Origin of the sequence: Vibrio tarriae (assembly GCF_002216685.1) — a bacterium.
Lineage (GTDB): Bacteria > Pseudomonadota > Gammaproteobacteria > Enterobacterales > Vibrionaceae > Vibrio > Vibrio tarriae.
The window spans coordinates 305498-329009 of the sequence record NZ_CP022352.1; the positions used below are offsets into that span (position 1 = coordinate 305498).

The following is a 23512-nucleotide window of genomic DNA, read 5'->3' on the forward strand; positions in this document are numbered from 1 at the left end:
TTTGCAATGAATAACTTAAAACTGGCCTAGATATTCCCAGTGTCCATTGGTTGGATTGGGATCGGTTGGGTAAGGAAAATAACCGTATTTCGTCACTTTTAAGCGGTAGTAGTGGTAGCCACCTCTAAACGCATATTGATAAATATCGTTCACGTTGCCACGCTGACCATCACTGCCCCACACGCCCATAGTGTCTTGTTGATACCATTCCAGCAGCATCCGCTCAAAGCTGGCCAGATCGCGATTGAGCTCAGTAAGAGTCTCTTGAATAGAAGAGTCACTGCCTAGCCAAATCCAATCTTGGTTTGACGCTCCGCGCGTTGGGAATGCCTCCCCTTCGCCCGGACGTTTTTGGATGAAGTAATGGTTTTCCCCCTCGATTTGACCAACAAACACTGCGTTAGAAGCGTTGTCCCACGTGGTTGAGGTGCGTTCATCCCATGTCAGCAAGCGAGATACACCAAAGTAGCTTTGCACACGTGCTTCAACGCTCACACCCTCGGCTCTGTTGAGCTTGATTGGGTTGAAAGCAAAGTTAACGTGATCATCTGCCGAACCAAGGTATTTCCAACCTTGATCACTGGTTTGGTCGGTCGGGAACGCCCCAGCTTCAAGCGTGCGCATCACAAAGTAGTCGCGCGTGCCCGTTTCTGGATTCGGGTAAACATACAACGCCCCTGCACGGCGCTCCGCTTTTGTCACACCATTGTTGAGCACGCCGCGCCCATAGTGTTCGGCCACAAACGCATCAAACTCAGCGATGGTCGCAAAATCCGTGTTCAGCAAAGTCTGGTTCTGGGCGAAGGTTTTCGTCATATCGATGACTTGGCTGTAACCGTATTCCTGACCGATGATGATTGGACCTTTGAGCTTATCCAGCGGCGGATTCTGATCTGGCGTCATTCGAGTCAACTCCGTCTCACCCTCGCGGTTAGAACAGTGCAGGCTCACTTGCGTGGGAACCCCACGCTCCATCGATAAGTTAACGTGGAACTTGTTACTTTCATTACCAGCATGACGAGAGGCACTCAATTGCACTTGCTCACGCACACCGCCAGCAAACTCAACATCTAATTGGCACTGGCCCTGAGCCTGATAGGTTGGACGCAACACCTCATTGCCACGGAGCGCATATCGCCACGTTTGACCATTTTTATGCATCACCCCTGTGATCTGTTCACATTGGTTGCCGACAACAAATCCGGCGCCATCGTGATCCTGTCCTGACTTATTGAGTGTGCATAGGTTGACTTCACCAACATCGGCCGTCGGCGTGTACGTCACCGCACCACGACCATACTTAGAGAGCAGCTCATAATCGCCTGGCGCAGAAGTCATGTTCATATTGATATTCCACTTCACATCACGTCCAGCAGAACAGCGGTCAGTACTGGCTTCCACACCACCAACAAACTGAGCGCGATCGCCATTGGCCGCTTGGAAAGTAAACTTACACAGCCGTTGCTGCTCACCATCCATGCGCAATGTTTGCCAAATATCGCTATCGAGCTGTGCCTGAGTCAAGTGAGCTGCCGCTTGCCAACCTTCTAGCTGATACTCACCTTGCTCTGGCTGTGGCAGCTCAAACAGGTTGCCATAATTTGAATAAACCAGAGGATAGATTTGGCTAGGGTTCTCATTCTGCGGATCGTAAATCCCCAATAAGGTCACTACCGGCACACCCACTTGCTGGGGTTTGGCTGTATCCGTTTCGACGGCTTTATAACGTTGCGTCGCCTGATCCCATTGCACATAGCCGCTTGGGCTGCTGCTATCTAGGTTGAAGCCGTTGTTCATCCAACGCTGTGCTTTGCGCGACTGAGCCGGATGCTCCAAGGTAAAGCGGCTGATGGTGCCAACGTACTCTTGCTCTCCGCCATTTTGCGCATCACGTAAGAAACGGAAGGCATCTTTAAACGGTGGCACAATATCATCACCTTGCTGTTGAGTGTAAACATCGCCTTTCCAGTGTAAGTTACCAATAAAGCGTTGGTGGAACGCATCCCAACCCCAGCCGGACTCCATATCGTGAATCGAGGCCATGTACGGCCAATGACCTAAGCCATAGTTATGCCCAAGCTCATGAGACCACTCGTTACCTGTCGTCGCCTCCAATGTCACGATGCCGCCGCCACCACTGCCGCCATGCACGACGACTTGCGGCAAATCCGTGTCTTTTTTGGTGTAGATGCCCACGTTGGTATGGGCAGTGATGTGGTTAAAACGTCGATTGTACTGCTGCGAATAACCCGCACTGCTCACAATACCGACGTTGGCATTGTTGATACCCGTAGAGACCATGGCTTTACCGATCGCTTCACGCATATCACCGCTGTGCCAACCGCCCGTACTTGCACTCTTATCGGTATACACCACACCGTTTGGCATGGTCACGACTGGGAAATGCGCAGGGGTATAATCGGCCATCACCAGTTTAGAGGCAGGAATTTTCTGGAAATAATCCGCCGCAAGCGTAGGCAAATTTTGGATCATGGTGTTGCGATCCCGCGGTGGCATTAACATGCCGATATCGATGTTCTGGATCACCAACTCAGGCGCACCGCCAAACTGGATTTCACCTTGGCTGAGCACACCCTCACGGCCTAAGTTGTCAGTCAGGCGCAGCGATAGTCCCGGCTTCATCCAATCCCATTGCAGGGGCAGCGACCATGCATGATGCGAAAACACCACTTTCATGCGACCATTCTCTGGCTGATCCGACGCAGCCAGAGCACTGGGCGGCAGCATCAGGGTGGTTTGCACTACTTCGCCATCGAGTAACACGTCGGCGCGGACTTGGTTAATCTCCTCACCTTGCTGCGGCGTAAACAGCAGTAAAGCTTCACGATGCATGATCGCATCGAGATGGCCTTGCCCAGTCAGCTCATTGCCCTTGGGCGCAACCGAAGTATGGGTTTGCGTGATGCTCAACCCGCCTTCTAAACTGCCTTGCAAATGGTTCGGGGTTGGGATCTCATCAGCAAAGCCAACTCGAGCTTCCTGAGTCGTGAAGCGCACCACTTTCGGCTCAGCGCAATCGACCTGACTGCAGGAACTGATGGCAATTTCATACTGGGTTTCTGGCTTAAGCCCACCCACAAAGAATCCCGCGGAAACATGGTCATAACGACGAACATCACTGTGATCACTGAGGTTGGTAACCGTGAGTGTCACTGAGTCCGTTTCGTTTTGCCCAAGCCAGTCAAATGACACACCAGCATCAGACAGGCTCGAAACGGTTAACGAGGCAATCTCTGGCTTGACTAACGCACCGCAATCATTGGTTTCGGTGCGATAGATGACATCGCGCTCCCAAATGTAGCTGCCATCGGCGCGCTTAGAGCCGTGTGACGCAGGAATGTATTCAATAAAGCAGCCTTGCTCGTCTGATTCGTAAACACCAAATTCGCGGCTCATGAGATAAAAACCGCCGTCATACATCATGAATTCCCAACTCTGATCGACAAAGTCAATCACGTTGCGATAAGGCGTATCATCGCCGCCTTGATAAGGCAGAAAAGGGAACTGCAGATCATTTTTGTAGCTCAGGCGATAGTCCGTCCCTTTGTAACGGATCCAGCGTTCGCCATTGCGCTCAAACACCCCTTCTCCGCGTTCGGCCATCGCTTTAATCGATTCTAGCCGCTCAACGGTTTTTTCGCCGATCTGCACTAGCGTGAGCTCATGTTGCGCCCACGCCGATGTGCTTCCCAATAGCCCAGCTATCAGAAGCGTTAATGGTTTCTTGTTCATGGTTGGATTTCTCATTTTGTTTTTCTTGTGGTTAGCGTGCGTGATGTGACCTGAATTTCGGCCGCAGTAACCCTCGAAACCTAGGGTATTCACACCACAATAGGTTCCGGACATAGACAACCGAGTTACGGATTTATTATTAGTTACCGAATGGCATTTCGGTAGATTCACTACATCGACAACGAGATAAGGGTTCCAACTCTGTGAAGATGGTTTCTTAAAAATGAGAATCCGTGCCAAAAAACATGCAAATAACTACACATGAAATCAGCAAATAGTTACACAACAATCAATTAAAGATAATGATATGTAAGCACTTTACAATTCGAGGTGAAGAAAATGCCCACCTTCATTGATGGGCATTGAGAGGTTCAAGCGAGCGATTTTTCCGCGATTTTGTCGCACAGATATTCGCCGATTGGCATTGCGGAAGTGGCCGCTGGAGAAGGCGCGTTACACACATGCAAACTGCGCGGACTTTCGGCAAACAAGAAATCGTGCACCAGCGTGCCATCACTTAATACCGCTTGTGCACGAATGCCCGCAGGGTAAGGTTCAAGATCGGTCAGTTCAATACTTGGGCAGTATTTACGTACCAACTGTAAATAGCCCGCTTTCCACCATGAGTTTTTCATTTCAACCATGCCGGTTTTAAAGTGCTTAGTGCTCACTTTCCAAAAGCCGGGGAAGCGAAGCATATCCCACACATCGCGTAGGCTAACATTCCATTTACCATAACCTTCACGCTTAAAACCTTGTACGGCATTGGGGCCAACGGTCACGCTGCCATCAATCATGCGGGTTAAATGTACGCCGAGAAACGGTAATTCAGGATCGGGGATCGGGTAGATAAGATGGCGCACCACTTGGTTATGCTTGGGGGCCAAACGATAGTATTCGCCACGGTAAGGAATGATCTGAAAATCGGTCGGCAAACCGAGCATCTTGGTTAAGCGATCGGCCATTAAGCCCGAGCAGGTCACTAGAAATCGCGTCTGATAACTCACGCGTTGGTTCTTCTGTTGGCAAGTCAGCGTGACCAAGGATGGCGTTTCTTCCAAGCCCACCACTTCCGTGCCAATTTTCACGTCACCCCCCAACTGCATAAAGGCTTCAGCCATTTTCTCTGTCACCAGACGATAATTGACGATACTGGTCGCTTTCACCAAGATCGCCCCCAAGCCACGAATATTGGGCTCCGCCAGCTTCAACTGCACAGCATCCAGCTTTTCAACATCAATCTGATTTTGTAAGCAGCGATCATAGAGTGCGTGCATGCGTTCGAGTTCTTGCTCATTGGTGGCCACCAGTAACTTGCCACAGTTTTCCACTGGAATATTGTTTTGTGCACAAAACGCCAAGGTGCGTTCGACCCCTCGCTTACAAAAATCGGCCTTCAAACTGCCGGGAGCATAATAAACCCCCGCATGGATCACTCCGCTGTTGTGACCGGTTTGATGGCGGGAAAACCCCGCCTCTTTCTCAATCAACAGCACCGATTTTTTCGGATAACGCTGTTTAAGCTGCCAAGCCGTGGAGACGCCGACAATCCCACCGCCAACAATCACATAATCATAAGTCATGCGGATTTTGCTCCCCGTACTGCGCTGTGGGCACGCTCAACACGCGCTGCCGTTTTTCCAGAGTAGATAAAGATAGCGATAAACAGCGCCACACAGACTAAACGGATCCACATTGGCAAATTTGGCCACACCAGCAGCACACCAATCACCGCCAGCAGCAAACGCCATAAGAGATTCAGCTGCCCTTCCAGATAGCCTTCAATCGCGCCAATCATGGCGTAAGTGCCAAAAATCGCAAAGATGCCGATGGTGACAACCGTGGTCGCATCCCAACTGATGAGTTGGGTATAGGCAATCAACACGGGAACCAAATACAAGCCTTTGGCAATTTTCCACGCGGTAAATCCGGTGCGCATCGGCGGGGTTTTGGCGATGGTGGCCGCTGCAAAGGCCGTCAAACACACCGGTGGCGTCACGTTACTGTCTTGCGAGAGCCAGAAGATAATAAGGTGCGCCGAAAGCAGAGCCAGACCAATCGCTTCTAACCCTAAGCTTTGTTGTAGCAAGGTTTCCACAAAATCCGCGGGGACAAGACTAATCAGCTCATGGGCTTTTTCCGCCGCCATAGGTGCATTGAGCAAGCTCAATTGATCCGGCGCCGCCAGCATGAAAATCGCTTTGGCTTGTTCCGGTAATTGCCCCGAAACCATTAAGTCCACCAACTGGCTTTCGGCCAACAGTTTGTACAGCGCAGGGGCCGAAAGCGTACCCAAAACAATGTACGCTGCTGTTACTGGCAGCCCCATACCAAGCACCAAAGAGGCCAAGGTAATCAGCACCAACATGGTCAGCAGATCGCCATTCGCCCAGTTGTTGATCATCAATGAGAAGGTATTGCCGATGCCCGTTGTACTGATCACATTAATCACCAAGCCGATACCGACCAGCAATACCGCGGTCGTCGCCATGTTTTTCGCCCCTTGCTCCAACGCTTCAATGATCGCTTTAGGACCCATTTTGTGATTTTTGGAAAACCACGAAGCAACAATCACCGACAGAATCGACAAGCCCGCCGCGTACGTTGGGGTAAAGCCTACCACCAATAAGGTCACTAACACGGCGAGCGGGATCAAGTTATGCCAACCCGACAGCAGCACTTTCATAAACGGCTCTTGGCTCGCCGCGACAATTTGCACGCCCATGCGTTTGGCTTCAATCCGCACGAAAAACGCAACAGAAAGGAAATAGATGAGTGCAGGAATAAACGACACCGCGACAATATCCACATACGGAATTTGCGTGTACGACGCCATGATGAACGCGCCTGCGCCCATCACCGGCGGCATGAGTTGCCCGCCGGTCGAAGCTGCGGCTTCCACCCCTGCGGCGAAACGTGCGGGAAAGCCCGCTTTTTTCATCATGGGAATGGTGATGACACCCGTAGAGACCGTGTTCGCGACACTAGATCCAGACACCGACCCCATCAAACCCGAAGCCAGTACAGCAATAAAACCGGGGCCTCCCACCACTTTACCTGCCGCAGCGCGTGACACATCCATGATGTAATCGCCGACACCAGAGCGCACTAAGAAGGCACCAAACAGGATGAACATGAACACGAAGCTCCAGCTTATCGCCGCAATCGAGCCAAACATGCCTTCCGAGGAATAGAAACTGCGATAGAGCAGGGTTTCGGCACTTAAGCCGGGGAAATGGAAAATGCCGCCAGCCCATTTGCCCCAGACCGAAACATAGGTCAGACAGATCAAAATCAGCGTGGGGATAAACCAACCCATGGTGCGGCGGATCATCTCCATCACAATCAAGATCGCGAGAATTGAGAACACCCAATCGCTGGTGACAAATTTCACGCCGCGCTCATAGAGTGCATCTTCTGCCAGCATCAAATAGATCAAGCACGCCAGCGCCAGCAGCGCTAACAACACATCAAACGCCAGCGCAACTTTGCTCTCGCGCCAACGAGGCAAGGCGGGATACCACAGCGCGCAAATCATCGCGAACCCCGCGAAGTGGATAGCCGAAATCCACAATTCTGACCACGTGGATAACGTATTAAACCAAATGTGCGCCAGTGACAGCAGCACACACAGTACGGAAATCGTGCGCGTGACCCAGCCAAAACGGGTACGGGTCGGCACTTCGAACTTTTCCAGTTCTTGTTCTACTGAATTGCTCATTGCGTTACTCCAACAGCGAGACAACTAAGCCATATCCCCCCGCGAAGCGGCCGTATGGCAACCACTTCCGGCGGTTTGGGGATAGACGAATGGAAACAGAGATGCCCTTTCTTTAGATTGACTTCATGTTGAAAGGGCAAGACTGCCCGCTCCCGAGCAGTCTTTCGCGTTCACCGAACTTACTGTGGCATCAAGTGGGCTGGAATTTTAATTCCCACTTCTTGGTAGTAACGCGCCGCACCGGCGTGCAGTGGCATGGGCAAGCCTTCGATGGCTTTTTCAATCGCCATATCTTTGGTCGCTTTGTGGATGCCTTGTAGGAAAGCTAAGTTCTCGTACATGGCTTTAGTGAGCTGATATACATCCTCTTCCGATATGTCGGTGCGTACCGCGAGGAAATTCGGCTGAGCAATGGTGGTGATGGTTTTATCGACGCCCGGATAGGTGTTCGCCGGAATATCAAACTTGGTCCATAAGTTGTAGTTACCGTTGGCTTGTTTGATCTGCTCATCAGTGAAAGAGAGGATCTTGATGTCGCTGCCCATCGCTGCAAAAGCTTGAGTCACCGCGCCCACGGGCACACCTGCTGGCGTGTTCATGCCATCAATGGTGCCGTTTTGCAGCGCACTAGCACTCCCGCCGTAGCCCAAATAAGCCAGATTAAAGGTATCAGGGTCAACGCCAATCCCTTGCATGATCTGCCGACCCGAAAATTCCGTGCCCGAGTTTTTCGAACCAATCGAGAACTTTTTCCCTTTCATGCTGGCTAGATCGGCAATGGTTCCGGTTGGCGCAAGATCAGAGCGCACAATAAAGTGTTCCACGTTCTGCCACAGCATAGAAACCGAACGTAATTGGTTTTGACGCTCCGCATACGGGCCTTCGCCCGCCCATGCCCAAGCACCGTACAAACCTTGCAAAATCGCGAACTGGGCTTCGTTATCGTTCATCAACTTCACGTTTTCACCCGATCCGGCCGAGCTAATCGCGGAGAGTGAAAAGTGGTAGCTCGGGGTGAGTTTGACTTTGGTCAGGGTCGCCAGAGCTACACCTACGGGGTAATAGGTTCCTCCGGTTGACGCGGTGGCAAGAATGTAGCTGCGTTCTTCGGCTGCATAAGCTCCACCGATTAAACCAAACGAAGTGATGGCGGCTAATAGGGTTTGCGTAAGGCGCTTTTGTTTCATCGTGACTCTCCATGTTGTGATTATTTTTCGATGCTGCACCGTTTCCAAACGTACAGCATGAGCAATATCAGTAAGAGCAAAGAAGATGCCAAAAAATAATCCATTGTTTTATAAGGTATTAATTTTCCAAACAGATAAAAATGAGCAAAATCTTGCTGATTGAGCCTCAAGTACATCAGCAAAAAACCGCCGATCATCGAGCGTGTTTTAGGCTCAAAAATCAGGAGAGCGATCACGCAAGGTTAACTAAATGTGATCGATGTTAATAAAAACTATTGAAAAGTGATGAGCAAAATTTTGCTCATTCCTCTTGCGCAGTAAAATCACCGCGAAGCAAACCAAACTTCTGCATTTTCTGATTCAGAGTGCGCCTTGGCAAATCCAGCTCTTTCATCACTTCACTGATGTTACCTTGATGGCGATGCAACGCTTGAGCGATCACTTTACGTTCAAAGTTGTGCACTTGAATCGCCAGCGGTAACCCCGCCGAGGCTTCTTCTTCAGTCATTCCCGGACGTGAAACCAGAATTTCCCCAACACTAATGCTGTCATCCAGCGCATAACGCAGCGCGACATTACGCAGCTCGCGCACGTTGCCCGGCCAACGATAAGTAAGCAGCGCCAACCGATCCGCTTCACTTAAGCTGCCCCAAGTCGGTTTCACTTGTACACAGAAGTGTTCAAACAGCAGCAAAATATCGTCGCCTCGCTCACGCAGCGGCGGTAAATAGAGATGCGCGACATTGAGGCGGTAGAACAGATCTTGGCGAAATTCCGCGTGTTGACGCAGCTCTTCCTTGGCTGCCGCGATGACCCGCAGATCAATGGTGATCGGCTGATTACTGCCCACCCGCTCTACCACATGATCTTGCAGCACGCGGAGCACTTTCACCTGCATGGCCAGCGGCATGCTCTCGATTTCATCCAGAAACAGCGTACCTTTATCGGCCAGTTCGAGCTTGCCAATCCGCCGCTTTACCGCGCCAGTAAACGCGCCCGCTTCATGACCGAACAGTTCACTTTCAAACAGGTTTTCTGGGATCGCGCCACAGTTGATTGCCACAAACTGACCACGCTGACGCTCGCTGGCTTGATGCAGACACTGCGCCACCAGTTCTTTGCCACAGCCGGTTTCGCCGTAAATGATAACGTTGGTATCCATCGCTGCGACTTTGGCGATTTGCTCGCGCAGCAGTTGAATCGACTTACACTGCCCAATCAAGATCTGCTCTAACCCTTTGGCAGAGGCAAGATAGTGGGCACGCGACTGCGATGACAGCGCGTTTTGGTACTGACTGACCGCTTGCGCCACCGTGTTGGCAAGGCGTTCTGGTTGAAATGGCTTCTCGATAAAATCGAACGCGCCTTGATGCAGCGCTTTCACCGCCATATCGACATCGCCATGTCCAGTGATCAAAATTACTGGCGTTAGCGGCTGCACATTTTTCAACGCCACCAACAGACTCAACCCATCGGTATCGGGCAGGCGTACATCACTCACCACGGCCGCGAAATTCTGCTGCTCAATCGCCTCTAACGCGGATGTGCCATCAGCAAACATCTCCACGTCAAACCCCGCCAGTTGTAACCACTGGCCTGTGGCTTGGCGCACAATGTCGTCGTCCTCAATCAATGCAATCCGTTGGCTTTCCACACTTGACCCCTTGTTCTATACCCAAACAACTTGGAGTTGCAGGTAGGCGGCAAGTGAGTGAGTCCCCATGAGCATAGATAGACTATGTGATTGGGGTGAACGAACGTAGCCAACACCGCTGCAGCTTCAAGTAGGAAGGGTATACTTGTTGTGCGGCTAAAGTAAGCAAATTTGTCGGGCTTGGAAAGGAGCCGCCTCTCACTTCTGAGTTACCCGTCATTAACATTTATCGCTTTCGTTGCTAAGTTGAACCGTCAATCTCGGTGCTCGTTTTAAATAGGGAAATGCTTTGAAGCTCAATAAAGCAAGTTGGATAGTGTTGGTGATTTTACTGCTGATCGCGGTGCGATGGGGCTCGCATGCCGTCAGTGAAAACTGGCAGCTGAGGCAAGCGCAGCGCCACGGCGAGCAGCGTTTGCTCGATTACATTAGTGATGTGAGGCGCACTCTCAGTCGCTTTTATCATTTGCCCTACTTGATGACCAATGAAGCCAACACACTCAAACTGTTTCAGGGCGATGATCGCCCGCAAGCCCAATTACAGCAACAATTGGCGCAACTCGATAAAGCCGCGAATACCAAAGGTTGGTACATACTGACACTTTCCGGTTCACTGGTAACGGCCAGTAAAAATGCTGAAAACTGGAAGCTCTCTGATGGCAAAGCCATCATCCATAAGATTTTGCAGCAGCGCGAAGGGATTTCGATTGTCACCAAATCCGTTGGCAGCACCCCCACCTATTTTGTTGCTGCGCCAGTTTATCTGGATGTCGAGATCGTCGGTGCGGTTGCCGTACAAGTGGATTTAAACGTGCTTGCCGATCAATGGTTTGCCAGTGATGAGTTAATCCTTTTTCAAAATGCTCAACGCCATTATTTTCTCTCCAGCAGTTCAGTTTACAGCGCAGACTGGATAGCGACTCACCCCGAAGTGGTCGCAGCGGCGCAAAAACGTAGCTTATTTGATGGAACACGCCTAACACTGTGGCAAGTTGAACAAGCGCCTTATCTTGCCCAATCCGTCACGCTGGATGATCTGAATTGGACGCTCACTTACCTCACGCCGCTTAAAAATCTTAATGCCACGGTTAACTGGATCAGCACCAGTGCTATGGTCGGCGTATTATTGCTGCTATTACTGATGCGTCTGCGTTACGAGCAGTATCAAAAGCGCCTCAGTGAAGCCAAGATTCAACAAGTGTTGTTTGAGGCCGAAGAGCGCCAACGCAATATGATCAACAAAACTCATGTTGGACTGCTGCTGATCGATGGACAAGGCCGCATTGAAGAGATCAATCCGATGGCGAAGCGCTATTTCAGCCTCTCGGAAAGTATGGTGCGTCAGCTGCAAGCGTGGTCGCTGTTTGATACTGGAAACCCGAATGCCACCGTACCACTGCTGCTGAAAAATCTCACCGAGCATCAAGAGCTGGCCGACATCACCAACGTGGAAACAGTCGCTCGGCGCAGTGATGGCAGTTTGTTTCCGGTACTGTTCTCCCTGATTGCGGTCAGTTGGAAAGATCGCCGCCACTATTTGGTGACTCTGATTGATATCAGTAAACGCAAGAAGGCGGAAATCGCACTACAGAATGCCAACCACGATTTGCAAGAGCGGGTGGAAGAGCGCACCGCTGCGCTGAAATCCGCTCAACAAGAGCTGATTGAAGCGAGCAAAATGGCCGCACTGGGACGTATGTCAAGTGCGATCACCCATGAGCTCAATCAGCCCCTTACCGGTTTGCGCACCCTACTTTCTAGCAACGAATTGCTCCTTGAACGCGGTGAAACTCAGCTGCTCAAAGCCAATACCAAGCTGGTGCATTCTTTGATTGATCGTATGGCGGCGATGACCTCCCAACTCAAATCCTTCGCGTTCAATCGACCCGACGCTTTGCAAGCCATCTCGCTGCCCGATGCGTTACAGGAGATTTTGCGCATTCATCAAGCACGCTTAACTCCGGTGGATGTTCGAGTTCGACTTTCTAGCGATCTGCCGTTGGTGATGGGGGAAGAACAACGCTTGCGCCAAGTGCTCGGTAACTTGGTGTCAAATGCGTTAGATGCGATGAGTCAAACCTTAGAACCGAAGCTCAGCATTAGCGCCGTGAGTGAAGAAGATCAAGTGATCGTGCGCGTGAGTGACAACGGTTGTGGGATTGCCCCCGAGCTTCTCACCACCATGTTTGAGCCGTTTCAAACCAGCAAGAAAATGGGCGAAGGATTAGGGCTTGGCCTAGCGATTGTCGCCAATAGCCTGCGAGATATGCAAGGCAGTATTGTGGCAACGAATAATCCCGATGCGGGCATGAGCTTTGAGATCCGCTTGCATGCCGCACAATAGCGGCAACCTGCTTGTTAAAAAGAAAAACAGGTTGTGCGAGACAACCTGTTTTGGCGAGTGACAGCCCTTTTGACTGCATATAAACGCTCAGTTCGTCAAATAGGCAGCGCGCTTAGCGCCACACACCCCATTCGCCCGTGGTTCCCGGCTCTTCACCTTGTGTCCACCACTGGGCAGTCCAGCTCTTGCCTTTATGAGTGACTACCGCGCCTGCGGTATAAGTCTTGCTCTTATCCCATGCATTTTCGGGTTGAGTCGGTGGAGTGGCATCTCCTTTGGTGAGCGATAAGCGGTAAGTGAGGTTACTGTTTGGCGCAAACACTTGGTTGGCGTACAGATTTTGCGTATCAAACATGTAGTGGTTCATCTCTTGGTGCCAAATACCAATAAACCATTCGCCGTTTTTGAGTTGATTGAACTGACCCGCTAGCTCGGCAGGCCAAGTCTCCAAATTGTTGGCACGGATTGGCAAGGCAATATCTGTCGTCTCCATACCTGTCGCATCAAATGTTCGCAAGCGAACACTATCTCCGACTTCAACAGGGCCAAACCCTTGCGGTACGTAGTAACCCAAAGCGGTGAGCTTAACCGGATCGGTCGGGTCCGTCGGATCTGGTGGCGTGGTAGCGCCGCCAAAGGTGATGTCACTACAGTTGTAGAAACCTTCACCACCTGCATCTACCCGCTGCCAGCGCGTGTAAAGAATCGCATCACCACTGCGATCTTGTGGCAAGGTGACTTTGAAACGGTATTTCTTATCACTTCCCGCGGCCACATCGTCCGAGCTGCCGACCAATTCCAAGTCATCCCACGTCAGTGGCTTGGTGTGGTCGTAAGTCGCTTTACTTAAATAAAATTGCCAATACGAGGGATTGTGAGGCGTTGCCGCATGGAACACGACCTCAATTTGACCATTGGCATCTAGGGTGATTCCGGTTTTTTGCCAATGGGCAGAAGGCACATTCAAGCCCGCTTTGGCTTTATCACCCGCCGAACAGAGCTCGCCATCTTTCACCACCGCTTTTACTGCGGCCATATCCCGATACTTCTGCACATTGGCCGAGACCTCATTGCGCTGCACAAACGGAAAAGCGCCGGACACATCATACGCCGCCTTACACGCTTGATTCGGAATGGCGTTATCCCAAAATCCGCCGTCGAGGTAACAGGTGTTTTGCCTAGCACTTGGGAACTCCACCCAGCCATGCGCTTGTACCTGCGGCGTCGCCAAAACGCCAAGAGCGACTGAGCCTAGCGCACTGATTTTTAATCCGTATTTCATGGTTATTCCTCTTCAATTGTGACTTTTATTATTCGCCATTACTTATTTACAAATGGCTAACAAAAGCTAGCAACAACCCCAAAATAGCGTGTCAATTTCAACACAATGCATTGATAAAAATGGTCAATTTGCCATCTGCTTTCCAGCACTTATATGCAATAGCAACCCATTACGATTAATCTTCGAGGCACTTCAAAACCGTCACAACAACAATATGGTGCAAATAGAAGATCGGATTTTTGGCTAATCACTAACAATGTCAGTAAAACCGCCAGAAAGCCGCTTAATCTCAAAAAATTCAACCGTACATTTTCAAAAGCTTTACGGTACTTGACAGACTCTTTACACAACCATTGATAGGATAAACATATCTCTCGAATACTAGAGAGTCAGCCATCATTTTTAATAATAAATAACATTTGCTATCCCAAAACTGCTTGGAGTTGTAGGTAGGCGACAATAAAGTTCACCTCTATGGGCATAGATTGATTCTATGTTTGGAGTGGATGAATGTAGCCAGAACCGCCACAGCTTTAAGTAGGAAGGGATAAACAAGAAGGAAATCTAGATGAGAAAAATTACCCTAGGGCTTGCTACTTTTATCCTCAGCACCAACGTTTTTGCATCCATGGATACTAGCTATGAAGCTCGTACCCTAGATGCTGGTATCTATACCACTCAAGACCAAGCTTATGCTGCTGGGGCTAAGAAAACAGAGCAGTTAAAAACTCTGCCAACCAAGACGCTCGCGAATGAACTATCCGTGTGGGGCAGCAAAGTTTTACCGCAAACCTTAAAAATCGATAACACTGAGGTATTAGTCGAGTCGATATCCGCGAAAGCGGGTGATACCGAATATCGCTCCATGGTGAAAGTCAACTATCACTATCAAATACGCGATAATGATCGTAACTAACACCCTTATTTAAGATGGCAAAGGATTGCCATTCATTCACTTTCTACCCGTTGAATCTATATTTTTTCGCTCCTTCTTCGTATCATCCATTCGATTAACGAAAGCATTTCATTTTCGTTAAATCCACATTTAATTTCAGACGAAAATTTCACCGCCACAAAAGCAATGGAAATGATCCAAACGCTTAATTTTGCGATTAAAGTCAACAAAACCGAAAATTTACAATTTGTTTCTATTCGTAAAATAATTCACGTGCTACATCAATCACAGTAATAACAATTCATAAACATAAGAATCTCGATACTTTCGAACGAAAATAAATTGCTCGTTCGCCATTTCTTTACTGCAGTGGTGCTCACTTCTGTACTGTGAGTTCCGATAGTAGAGGTTTATACCATCGCAAAAAACAATGAGGTCACTATGTTCGAGCTCTTCAAACCGGCTGCGCATACGCAGCGGCTGCCATCCGATAAGGTGGACAGCGTCTATTCACGCCTTCGTTGGCAACTTTTCATCGGTATTTTTGTTGGTTATGCGGGTTACTATCTGGTCCGTAAGAACTTTAGTTTGGCAATGCCTTACCTGATTGAACAAGGCTTTAGTCGTGGCGATCTGGGTGTGGCATTAGGTGCGGTTTCGATCGCATATGGTCTATCTAAATTTTTAATGGGTAACGTTTCGGACCGCTCGAACCCTCGCTACTTCCTCAGCGCGGGTCTACTCCTTTCTGCCTTAGTTATGTTCTGCTTCGGTTTTATGCCGTGGGCAACTAGCAGTATTACTGCAATGTTTATTCTGTTGTTTTTAAACGGTTGGTTCCAAGGTATGGGTTGGCCGGCTTGTGGTCGAACCATGGTGCACTGGTGGTCACGTAAAGAGCGGGGGGAGATTGTTTCAGTATGGAACGTCGCTCACAACGTCGGTGGTGGCTTGATTGGCCCTATTTTCCTGCTCGGCTTATGGATGTTTAACGATGATTGGCGCACCGCCTTCTATGTACCTGCTTTCTTTGCGGTTCTGGTTGCTATTTTTGCTTGGGTCATTATGCGTGATACGCCGCAATCTTGTGGTTTACCCCCCATTGAAGACTACAAAAACGACTATCCCGATGATTACGATACATCACATGAAAATGAGATGAATGCGAAAGAGATCTTCTTTAAGTATGTCTTCAACAACAAACTGCTTTGGTCGATTGCGATTGCTAACGCCTTCGTTTACCTGATCCGCTACGGTGTACTTGACTGGGCTCCGGTTTACCTCAAAGAAGCCAAACACTTCACGGTTGATAAATCTTCTTGGGCTTACTTCCTGTACGAGTGGGCGGGCATCCCGGGTACTTTGTTGTGTGGTTGGATTTCCGACAAAGTGTTTAAAGGCCGCCGTGCGCCAGCGGGCATCCTGTTTATGGTGTTGGTAACGCTTGCGGTTCTGGTTTACTGGTTCAACCCAGCAGGCAACCCAACTGTGGATATGGCCGCTCTGGTCGCGATCGGCTTTTTGATCTACGGCCCTGTGATGCTGATTGGCCTTTACGCTCTGGAACTGGCTCCGAAGAAAGCCGCCGGTACCGCAGCAGGTCTGACTGGTCTCTTTGGCTACTTAGGTGGTGCTGTGGCAGCTAACGCGATATTGGGCTACACCGTTGACCACTTCGGTTGGGATGGCGGCTTCATGGTATTGGTTGCCTCTTGTGTACTCTCAGTGATCTGCTTGATTTACGCTTTCGTTGGCGAACGCGCTCACCATAACGATAAGCTTAAACAAGCGACCATTTAAGAGCGTGTGTCATCAAGCAATAACATCGTCAGTGTAGCTTGTCCCCCTCGCCGCGCACTTGCCTGATTAGGAGCGCGGCAACTCTCTCTCCCACCCTAACGTCACGTGCCATTTGACGCCTTAGGGCTGGGAAGAACAAAAAAGGAATTCATGATGCTAAAACCATTCTCGCTTTCTCTGCTGGCTCTGGCCTGCTCAACCTCGCTATTTTCAAGCATTCTTTCTGCAGAACCGTTAGTGATTGCTCACCGCGGAGCCTCTGGCTACTTGCCAGAACATACTCTAGAAGCCAAAACACTGGCTTATGCGATGAAACCGGATTACATCGAGCAAGATGTGGTGATGACCAAAGACGATCAATTGGTGGTATTACATGATCACTATTTGGATCGCGTCACCGATGTTGCGGAGCGTTTCCCTAACCGCGCACGAGCCGATGGCCGTTATTACGCGATTGACTTTACCTTAGCCGAAATCAAAACCCTGCGCGTGACAGAAGGGTTCGACATTGATGATCAAGGTAACAAAGTCGCGGGTTTTCCTGATCGTTTTCCGATCTGGAAAAGTGATTTCACCGTGCCGACTTTTGCGGAAGAAATTGAGCTGATCCAAGGGCTCAACAAGACGCTCGGTTATAACATTGGTATCTACCCTGAAATCAAAGCGCCTTGGTTTCACCGCCACGAAGGCAAAGATATTTCTCAAGCAGTCCTCAAAGTGCTAAAGCAGTATGGTTACGACAGCAAAGACGACAAAATCTATCTGCAATGTTTTGACCCTATCGAGCTAAAACGCATTCATGATGAACTGCAGCCAGCGATGAAGATGGATCTCAATCTAGTTCAGCTACTAGCGTACACCGACTGGAATGAAACCATGGTTTATCAAGCAGACCAAGCCACCCCCTATGACTATGACTGGATGTTTGCCGAAGGCGGCATGGCCAAAGTCGCGCAATACGCCGATGGCATCGGCCCTTGGAAACCTATGTTGGTTGATGATGTTTCCACCAAAGACAACATCATTATTAAGCCGTTGATGAAACAAGCGAAAGAGGCTGGCCTCGTGGTGCATCCTTACACCTTCCGTGCCGATAAAGGGCGCATTGCACCTTGGGCAGACAACTTCGAAGGGATGCTGGATGTGTTCTACAACCAAGTGAAAGTCGATGGTCTGTTTACGGACTTCCCTGATAAAGCGGTGGCTTTCTTAAATCAATAATACGTTAAGCAGAAATGTTTGAAGTGATTGGCCATCAAAGAACCAGCGGGGTGAAAGCCGCTGATTCCTCCAATTTAGATTAAGACTGTCGTTATCCAAGAGCATGTAACAAGCTAATAAACCTGCTTTAACTCAGCTCTCTCACACTATTACGTACCGTTAAAGTCGGCTCTAATTGCACAACTTGCGCGGTAGTGTCTGGGTTTTCCAAGCGATAAAGCAAGGTATCCACCGCCGCTTTGCCGAGACGGTATTTGGGTTGATGAATGGTGGTTAACGCCGGGGTCATAAACTTAGCAATATGCACATCATCGTAACCAATCAAGGAAAGATCGTCCGGGATTCGCAAACCTCGTTGGCTGGCGGCTTGAATCACGCCCATCGCCATCATGTCGTTACACACAAACAGTGCGCTTGGCAGCTTTCCTCGCTCATACAGCTTTTCAAAAGCTTGGTAGCCACCTTCACATTCGAAGTCAGATTCAATAATCCAGTCAGGATGAATTCCAAGCCCAGCTTCCGCTAACGCACGTTTGTAACCTTCATAACGCATCTGTGCTTGGTGGCGAATCAGCGGACCTGTGATACAACCAATCTCTTTATGTCCACACTCGATCAGATGTTTGGCCGCCATGTAGCCGCCTTGCAGTGAGTTGTCTTGAATTTTGTCACTGGCAAACAGGATTGGGCCCCAGTCCATCACGACAACAGGAATATCGGGATAACGATCAAACACATCCAACCGTTCTCCCTCAAGGGTTGAACACATCAGCAATAAACCATCGACACGCTTTTGCAGCAAGGTATTGATGCTGGCTTTCATGCGTTGGTTATCGCCTTCGGTGTTACACAGAATCAGGTTATAACCTTTGTGATAACAACTACGTTCTACGCCTTTTACCACTTCACCAAAAAATGGGTTGGTTGAAGTGGTCACTAACATACCGATGGTTTTGGTGCGGTTCATTTTTAGGCTACGCGCGAGGGCGGAAGGCGCGTAATTGAGTTGCTGAGCCGCGTTGTTCACCCGCTCAGCAATTTCATCACTCACAAAACGGCTTTTATTGATGACATGGCTCACGGTTGAAGTGGAGACGCCTGCAAGTCGAGCGATATCCTTCATGGTGGCCATGTTTATCTCCTATGAGTGTTCTTTTAAAAAGGTATCGACTTCCATACGAGTGGGAATCGAAGTTTGCGCGCCAAAGCGCGTCACTGAGAGCGCCGCAGCAGCATGGGCAAACTTAATGGCTGATTCTAGTGGCATTTCTTGCAACAAGCCAGTCACCAATGCACCGTTAAAGGTATCACCTGCGGCAGTGGTGTCCGTGGCTTTCACCACAAAACCGGGAATTCGTTGCCCACGACCATTTTCGCTTAGCCAAACACCTTTTGAGCCAAGAGTAATGATAACAATCTCGATGCCTTTACAGTGTAAAGCGTCCGCCGCTTGCTGCGCACTGGCCTCATCCGAGACCGTAATTCCGGTGAGCACTTCCGCTTCGGTTTCATTCGGCGTGATCAAATCTACACACTTCAGCAGTTCATCTGGCAATTCACGGGCAGGCGCAGGGTTAAGAATCACATTGGTTTTAGCCGCTTTGGCCTCTTGCGCCGCTTTTAAAATGCCATCAAGCGGCGTTTCTAGTTGCATCAGCAGATAACGTGCATCCCGAATCGCCGTAAGATCGGGCTCAATAGCAGCGGCCGTCAGCTTGGCATTCGCTTCCGCAGATATGCAGATACTGTTCTCACCACTATCTGAGACTTGAATCATCGCAATGCCGGTTGGGCAGTTCGGTTGCAGCTTCACGCCCGCCGTATTGATGCCATCTAGCTTAAAACTTTCACGAATATTAATGCCAAACGAATCATCGCCAACACAGGCAATGAAACCCACATCCGCTTGCATACGCGCGGCGGCAACCGCTTGGTTTGCCCCTTTTCCGCCCGGAATGACTTGATAATTGCGCCCGTGTAGGGTTTCTCCTGGGCGAGGAAATGAAGGCACTTGCAGCACATGGTCTGCATTGACGCTACCCAGAACCACCAACTTATTCATACGGTTATCCTTTGTATTGATGAGGAAAAACAGAGTGGTTTAATGGCTGATACCCTTTTTATTTGTTGGGCAGCAGAGGAAAATAAAACCAGTAAACCGCTCGGTTTTCCCTCCTCATGCGAGGAGGGAAACGGGTATTATTTTGAAATCACTTTCAGAGCGACAGGGATGTAAGCTTCCACTTTTTCACCCTTGAGCATTTTGTCAGCGGTTTCAACACCAATTGCGCCGATCATGTCTGGCTGCTGTGCGACAGTGGCTGCTAATTGGCCGCGCTCTACCGCTGCGATGCCATCATCGGTGCCATCAAAGCCAACAATCATCACAGACTTGCCTGACGCTTGAATCGCACGCAGTGCACCCAATGCCATTTCATCGTTTTGCGCGAAAACCGCTTGAACATCTGGGTTCGCTGCCAGTAGGTTTTCCATCACGTTCAAACCTTTAGTGCGGTCGAAGTCCGCTGGTTGACTGGCCAGCAGTTGCATCTTGCTGCCTTTCACCGCACTCATGAAACCTTCACCACGCTCACGCGCCGCTGAAGTTCCGGCGATACCTTCCAGTTGGATCACTTTGGCATCGCTGCCCATTTTCGCTTCAATAAAGTGGCCGGCCATTTCGCCGCCGACTACGTTGTCGGACGCAATGTGGCTCACTACCTCACCACGGCTCGCGCCACGGTCAAGCGTCAGCACTGGGATCTTTGAGCGGTTCGCGATACGAATCGCGTTAGAAACCGCATCCGAATCGGTCGGGTTGATCAGAATCGCTTTTACGCCGCGCACAGTGAGGTCTTCCACGTTCGAAAGCTCTTTGCTTGGGTCATTTTGCGAGTCCAGTACAATCAGGTTGTAGCCAAGTTCTTTGGCTTTCGCTTCTGCCCCATCCTTCATGGTCACGAAAAACGGGTTGTTCAGCGTTGAAAGTACAATCGCCACGGTATCTTGCGCTTGCGCCGCAAAAGAAACCGAAGTGGAAAGTAGAGCAGCAGAGATAAGAGTGGTCAGTTTTTTCATTCTCATAGTCCTTTTTGGTTGCGCCTCGCAGTTCTTGCCCTGCTGAGGCGGATTCACGTTTTATTTATTTTTGTTGTCTACCAAGACCGCCAGCAAAATAACCACAGCTTTCGCAATCATTTGGTAGTAGGAGGAAACATCGAGCAAGTTCAATGCGTTGTTTAAAAATCCGATGATGAGAGCGCCGATCAGCGTGCCCATGATGCGGCCTTTACCGCCCATCAAACTGGTGCCCCCGAGCACCACAGCCGCAATCGCGTCCAATTCATAGCCCATACCTGCGGTAGGTTGCGCTGAAGAAAGGCGAGAAGTGACAATAATGCCCGCCAGCGCAGCCAGTAGACCACAGATGGCATACACGCCGATTTTGACGCGATCTACGTTGATACCTGAAAGGCGAGTCGCCGATTCGTTACCGCCCACCGCATACACATAGCGGCCAAAGCGAGTGTGATTGAGCAAGTACCAAGCGCCGGCAAATACCACGACCATCAGCCATACCGGAACCGGAATACCCAACGCGTAGCCAGTACCAAACCATGCAAAGGTGTCCGCTGTATCGGTAAATCCGGTCGAAATCGGACGACCATCGGTGTACACCATAGTGACACCGCGCAGCAGAGTCATGGTTACTAATGTCGCGATAAAGGCCTGCACTTTACCTTTGGCAATGATGATGCCGCTGATTGCACCAAGCGCAGCACCAGCCAGCAAAGCCGTAGGCACAGCTACCAGAACAGGAACTTCCATCGACACTAAGGTGGCCGCAAAAGCGCCACATAAGGCGAGCACAGAACCGACGCTCAAATCAATCCCTGCGGTTAAGATGACCAAGGTCATACCCACCGCGATGATCGCGTTGACCGAAGTTTGGCGCAGAATGTTCAGTAAGTTATCAACCGTGAAAAAATTCGGGTTTAAGAAAGAGACGACAACCACTAAAAACAGCAGTGCGATCAGCGATTTTTGTTCAATCAACCACTCTTTGCTGAGCAGTTTTTTACGGTTATCAGATGTCGTATTAGTCATGGTTCGGGTACTCATGCTGTATCCTTGTTTCATGCTGCGTGAGCAGGGTTACGCCCTACCGCACACGCCATTAATTTTTCTTGATCGGCTTCGCTCGCCATAAACTCGCCGCTAATGCGCCCTTCATGCATCACCAGAATACGGTCACTCATGCCAAGCACTTCGGGCATTTCTGAGGAGACTAAAATGATGCTCATGCCTTCAGCTTTGAATTGGTTGATCAGTTGGTAGATCTCTTTTTTCGCGCCAACGTCAACACCGCGAGTCGGTTCGTCCAATATCAGCACTTTGGGTTTGGTCATCAGCCCTTTGGCGATCGCCACTTTCTGCTGATTGCCCCCAGAAAGGTTGCCAATGATTTGCTCACGACTTGGGGTTTTGATGTTGAACAGACGAATAAAGTCATCCACAGCAATCACTTCATCGGCATGACGAATTTGCACACCTTTGCTCAGTTGATCGAGCGCGCAAAGTGACATGTTCTCTTTCACCGAAAGGCCAAGCACCAAGCCATCGCCTTTACGATCTTCAGAGATATAGGCGATGCCATTGGCCAAACCATCTTGCGGGCTGACGGGGTTAACAGTGCGCCCGTTGAGGTTAATGACGCCACGCTCCGAAGGCAGCGCGCCATAAATCACCTTCATCAGTTCAGTCCGCCCAGCCCCCATCAGGCCAGAAACGCCAAGTATTTCGCCTTTTTTGAGCGTAAAGCTGACATCGTGCACACCCGAGCCAGTTAAGCCAATCACCTCAAGGCTGATGTCACCTTGCTGGGCGGCAATACGTGGGTACTGCTCTTCCAGTTTACGGCCAACCATCATCTCAATCAGGCCATCTTCATTGGTATCGCACACGCGGCACTCACCAATAAATTTGCCGTCACGCAGCACGGTGATGTCGTCACAAATCTCAAAAATCTCTTTCAAACGGTGCGAGATATACACAATGCCGCAGCCTTGTTCGCGCAGTTCATTAATGACATTGAACAGCGATTCGGTTTCGGTATCGGTCAGCGCATCGGTCGGTTCATCCATGATGATGACTTTCGATTCAAACGACAGCGCTTTGGCAATTTCCACCATCTGCTGCTCACCCAAGCTCAGCTCTCCGAGCAAGGTTTTGGCACTGTGTTTCACATTCAAACGTGCGAGCAGTTGATCCGCTTTACGATGCATTTCATCCCACAGAATGCGTCCGAATGGCGACGTCATCTCGCGGCCAAGGAAAATATTTTCCGCAATCGTCAGCTGCGGGATCAGGTTGAGCTCTTGGTGAATAATGCTGATGCCCGCCAGTTGCGAATCACGCGGACCTTTAAAACTGACAGGTTGGCCTTGATACTCGATGCTGCCCGCATCTTTGCTGTATATCCCAGTCAGTACTTTCATCAAGGTTGATTTGCCAGCACCGTTTTCACCCATTAACGCCATTACCCGCCCCGGATAGACATTCAGGCTCGCTTTGTCCAAGGCTTTTACGCCAGGGAACGCTTTTTCAATTTGGCTCAGGGCTAAAATTGCTTGAGTCATAGTGGTTCCTCCATGG

15 protein-coding genes are annotated in these 23512 nt (G+C 49.9%); 4 read left to right on the forward strand and 11 right to left on the reverse strand.

Going from position 1 to position 23512, the window contains the following annotated elements; genetic code table 11:
- Window positions 1-15: 15 nt before the first annotated feature.
- The 5 genes from CEQ48_RS01965 to CEQ48_RS01990 all read right to left on the reverse strand — a co-directional run bounded on the left by CEQ48_RS01965 (window position 16) and on the right by CEQ48_RS01990 (window position 10315).
- Window positions 16-3753, reverse strand: coding sequence for a M66 family metalloprotease (locus tag CEQ48_RS01965; protein WP_089070024.1), 3738 nt, complete (start codon window positions 3751-3753; stop codon window positions 16-18).
- A 371-nt stretch (window positions 3754-4124) separates the two neighbouring features.
- Entirely contained in the window at window positions 4125-5336 is a 1212-nt protein-coding gene (gene lhgD / locus CEQ48_RS01970) for an L-2-hydroxyglutarate dehydrogenase (RefSeq protein WP_089070025.1), read from the reverse strand.
- Window positions 5333-7474: a TRAP transporter permease gene (locus CEQ48_RS01975; RefSeq protein ID WP_089070026.1), complete on the reverse strand. Its 2142-nt coding sequence runs from the start codon at window positions 7472-7474 to the stop codon at window positions 5333-5335. Before CEQ48_RS01975 ends, lhgD begins: the two co-directional genes overlap by 4 nt.
- 179 nt (window positions 7475-7653) lie before the next feature.
- Window positions 7654-8661, reverse strand: a complete 1008-nt coding sequence (locus CEQ48_RS01980; RefSeq protein WP_089070027.1) for a TAXI family TRAP transporter solute-binding subunit — start codon at window positions 8659-8661, stop codon at window positions 7654-7656.
- Between the two features lie 301 nt (window positions 8662-8962).
- The gene (locus CEQ48_RS01990; RefSeq protein ID WP_089070028.1) at window positions 8963-10315 is read right to left on the reverse strand and encodes a sigma-54-dependent transcriptional regulator; all 1353 of its coding nucleotides are present in this window, start codon (window positions 10313-10315) and stop codon (window positions 8963-8965) included.
- A gap of 289 nt (window positions 10316-10604) precedes the next feature.
- On the opposite strand from CEQ48_RS01990, the gene CEQ48_RS01995 reads away from it, so the two are divergent.
- A complete protein-coding gene (locus tag CEQ48_RS01995; RefSeq protein ID WP_089070029.1) occupies window positions 10605-12659 on the forward strand; it encodes a sensor histidine kinase in 2055 nt (684 codons plus the stop codon).
- 112 nt (window positions 12660-12771) lie between these two features.
- On the opposite strand, the gene CEQ48_RS02000 is transcribed toward CEQ48_RS01995, so the two are convergent.
- Window positions 12772-13941, reverse strand: a complete 1170-nt coding sequence (locus CEQ48_RS02000; RefSeq protein WP_089070030.1) for a lytic polysaccharide monooxygenase — start codon at window positions 13939-13941, stop codon at window positions 12772-12774.
- Between the two features lie 568 nt (window positions 13942-14509).
- Here CEQ48_RS02000 and CEQ48_RS02005 point away from each other — a divergent pair.
- The 3 genes from CEQ48_RS02005 to glpQ all read left to right on the forward strand — a co-directional run bounded on the left by CEQ48_RS02005 (window position 14510) and on the right by glpQ (window position 17857).
- A complete protein-coding gene (locus tag CEQ48_RS02005) occupies window positions 14510-14857 on the forward strand; it encodes a DUF3316 domain-containing protein (protein WP_089070031.1) in 348 nt (115 codons plus the stop codon).
- A 420-nt stretch (window positions 14858-15277) separates the two neighbouring features.
- On the forward strand, window positions 15278-16636 hold the full coding sequence (gene glpT / locus CEQ48_RS02010) for a glycerol-3-phosphate transporter (RefSeq protein WP_089070032.1): 1359 nt from the start codon (window positions 15278-15280) through the stop codon (window positions 16634-16636).
- 153 nt (window positions 16637-16789) lie between these two features.
- Window positions 16790-17857, forward strand: coding sequence for a glycerophosphodiester phosphodiesterase (gene glpQ, locus CEQ48_RS02015; RefSeq protein WP_089070033.1), 1068 nt, complete (start codon window positions 16790-16792; stop codon window positions 17855-17857).
- A gap of 127 nt (window positions 17858-17984) precedes the next feature.
- Here the strand turns inward: glpQ and CEQ48_RS02020 are convergent, their stop codons facing one another.
- The 5 genes from CEQ48_RS02020 to rbsA form a co-directional block, all read right to left on the reverse strand.
- Window positions 17985-18989: a substrate-binding domain-containing protein gene (locus CEQ48_RS02020; protein ID WP_089070034.1), complete on the reverse strand. Its 1005-nt coding sequence runs from the start codon at window positions 18987-18989 to the stop codon at window positions 17985-17987.
- A 9-nt stretch (window positions 18990-18998) separates the two neighbouring features.
- A complete protein-coding gene (rbsK, locus tag CEQ48_RS02025; protein ID WP_089070035.1) occupies window positions 18999-19919 on the reverse strand; it encodes a ribokinase in 921 nt (306 codons plus the stop codon).
- Window positions 19920-20056: 137 nt separating this feature from the next.
- Window positions 20057-20935, reverse strand: a complete 879-nt coding sequence (gene rbsB / locus CEQ48_RS02030) for a ribose ABC transporter substrate-binding protein RbsB (protein ID WP_198301112.1) — start codon at window positions 20933-20935, stop codon at window positions 20057-20059.
- 60 nt (window positions 20936-20995) lie between these two features.
- Complete coding sequence (gene rbsC / locus CEQ48_RS02035; protein ID WP_198301132.1) at window positions 20996-21964, reverse strand: ribose ABC transporter permease; 969 nt, start codon at window positions 21962-21964, stop codon at window positions 20996-20998.
- 29 nt (window positions 21965-21993) lie between these two features.
- Window positions 21994-23496, reverse strand: a complete 1503-nt coding sequence (gene rbsA, locus CEQ48_RS02040; protein WP_000189455.1) for a ribose ABC transporter ATP-binding protein RbsA — start codon at window positions 23494-23496, stop codon at window positions 21994-21996.
- Between the last annotated feature and the right edge of the window lie 16 nt (window positions 23497-23512).

Coding starts and splice junctions, on each gene's coding strand:
- CEQ48_RS02020 (WP_089070034.1), bottom strand. CDS start 18,989: ATGGCCACCATGAAGGATATCGCTCGACTTGCAGGCGTCTCCACTTCA.
- glpT (WP_089070032.1), top strand. CDS start 15,278: ATGTTCGAGCTCTTCAAACCGGCTGCGCATACGCAGCGGCTGCCATCC.
- rbsC (WP_198301132.1), bottom strand. CDS start 21,964: ATGACTAATACGACATCTGATAACCGTAAAAAACTGCTCAGCAAAGAG.
- rbsK (WP_089070035.1), bottom strand. CDS start 19,919: ATGAATAAGTTGGTGGTTCTGGGTAGCGTCAATGCAGACCATGTGCTG.
- CEQ48_RS02005 (WP_089070031.1), top strand. CDS start 14,510: ATGAGAAAAATTACCCTAGGGCTTGCTACTTTTATCCTCAGCACCAAC.
- rbsB (WP_198301112.1), bottom strand. CDS start 20,935: ATGAAAAAACTGACCACTCTTATCTCTGCTGCTCTACTTTCCACTTCG.
- CEQ48_RS02000 (WP_089070030.1), bottom strand. CDS start 13,941: ATGAAATACGGATTAAAAATCAGTGCGCTAGGCTCAGTCGCTCTTGGC.
- lhgD (WP_089070025.1), bottom strand. CDS start 5,336: ATGACTTATGATTATGTGATTGTTGGCGGTGGGATTGTCGGCGTCTCC.
- rbsA (WP_000189455.1), bottom strand. CDS start 23,496: ATGACTCAAGCAATTTTAGCCCTGAGCCAAATTGAAAAAGCGTTCCCT.
- CEQ48_RS01975 (WP_089070026.1), bottom strand. CDS start 7,474: ATGAGCAATTCAGTAGAACAAGAACTGGAAAAGTTCGAAGTGCCGACC.
- glpQ (WP_089070033.1), top strand. CDS start 16,790: ATGCTAAAACCATTCTCGCTTTCTCTGCTGGCTCTGGCCTGCTCAACC.
- CEQ48_RS01965 (WP_089070024.1), bottom strand. CDS start 3,753: ATGAACAAGAAACCATTAACGCTTCTGATAGCTGGGCTATTGGGAAGC.
- CEQ48_RS01980 (WP_089070027.1), bottom strand. CDS start 8,661: ATGAAACAAAAGCGCCTTACGCAAACCCTATTAGCCGCCATCACTTCG.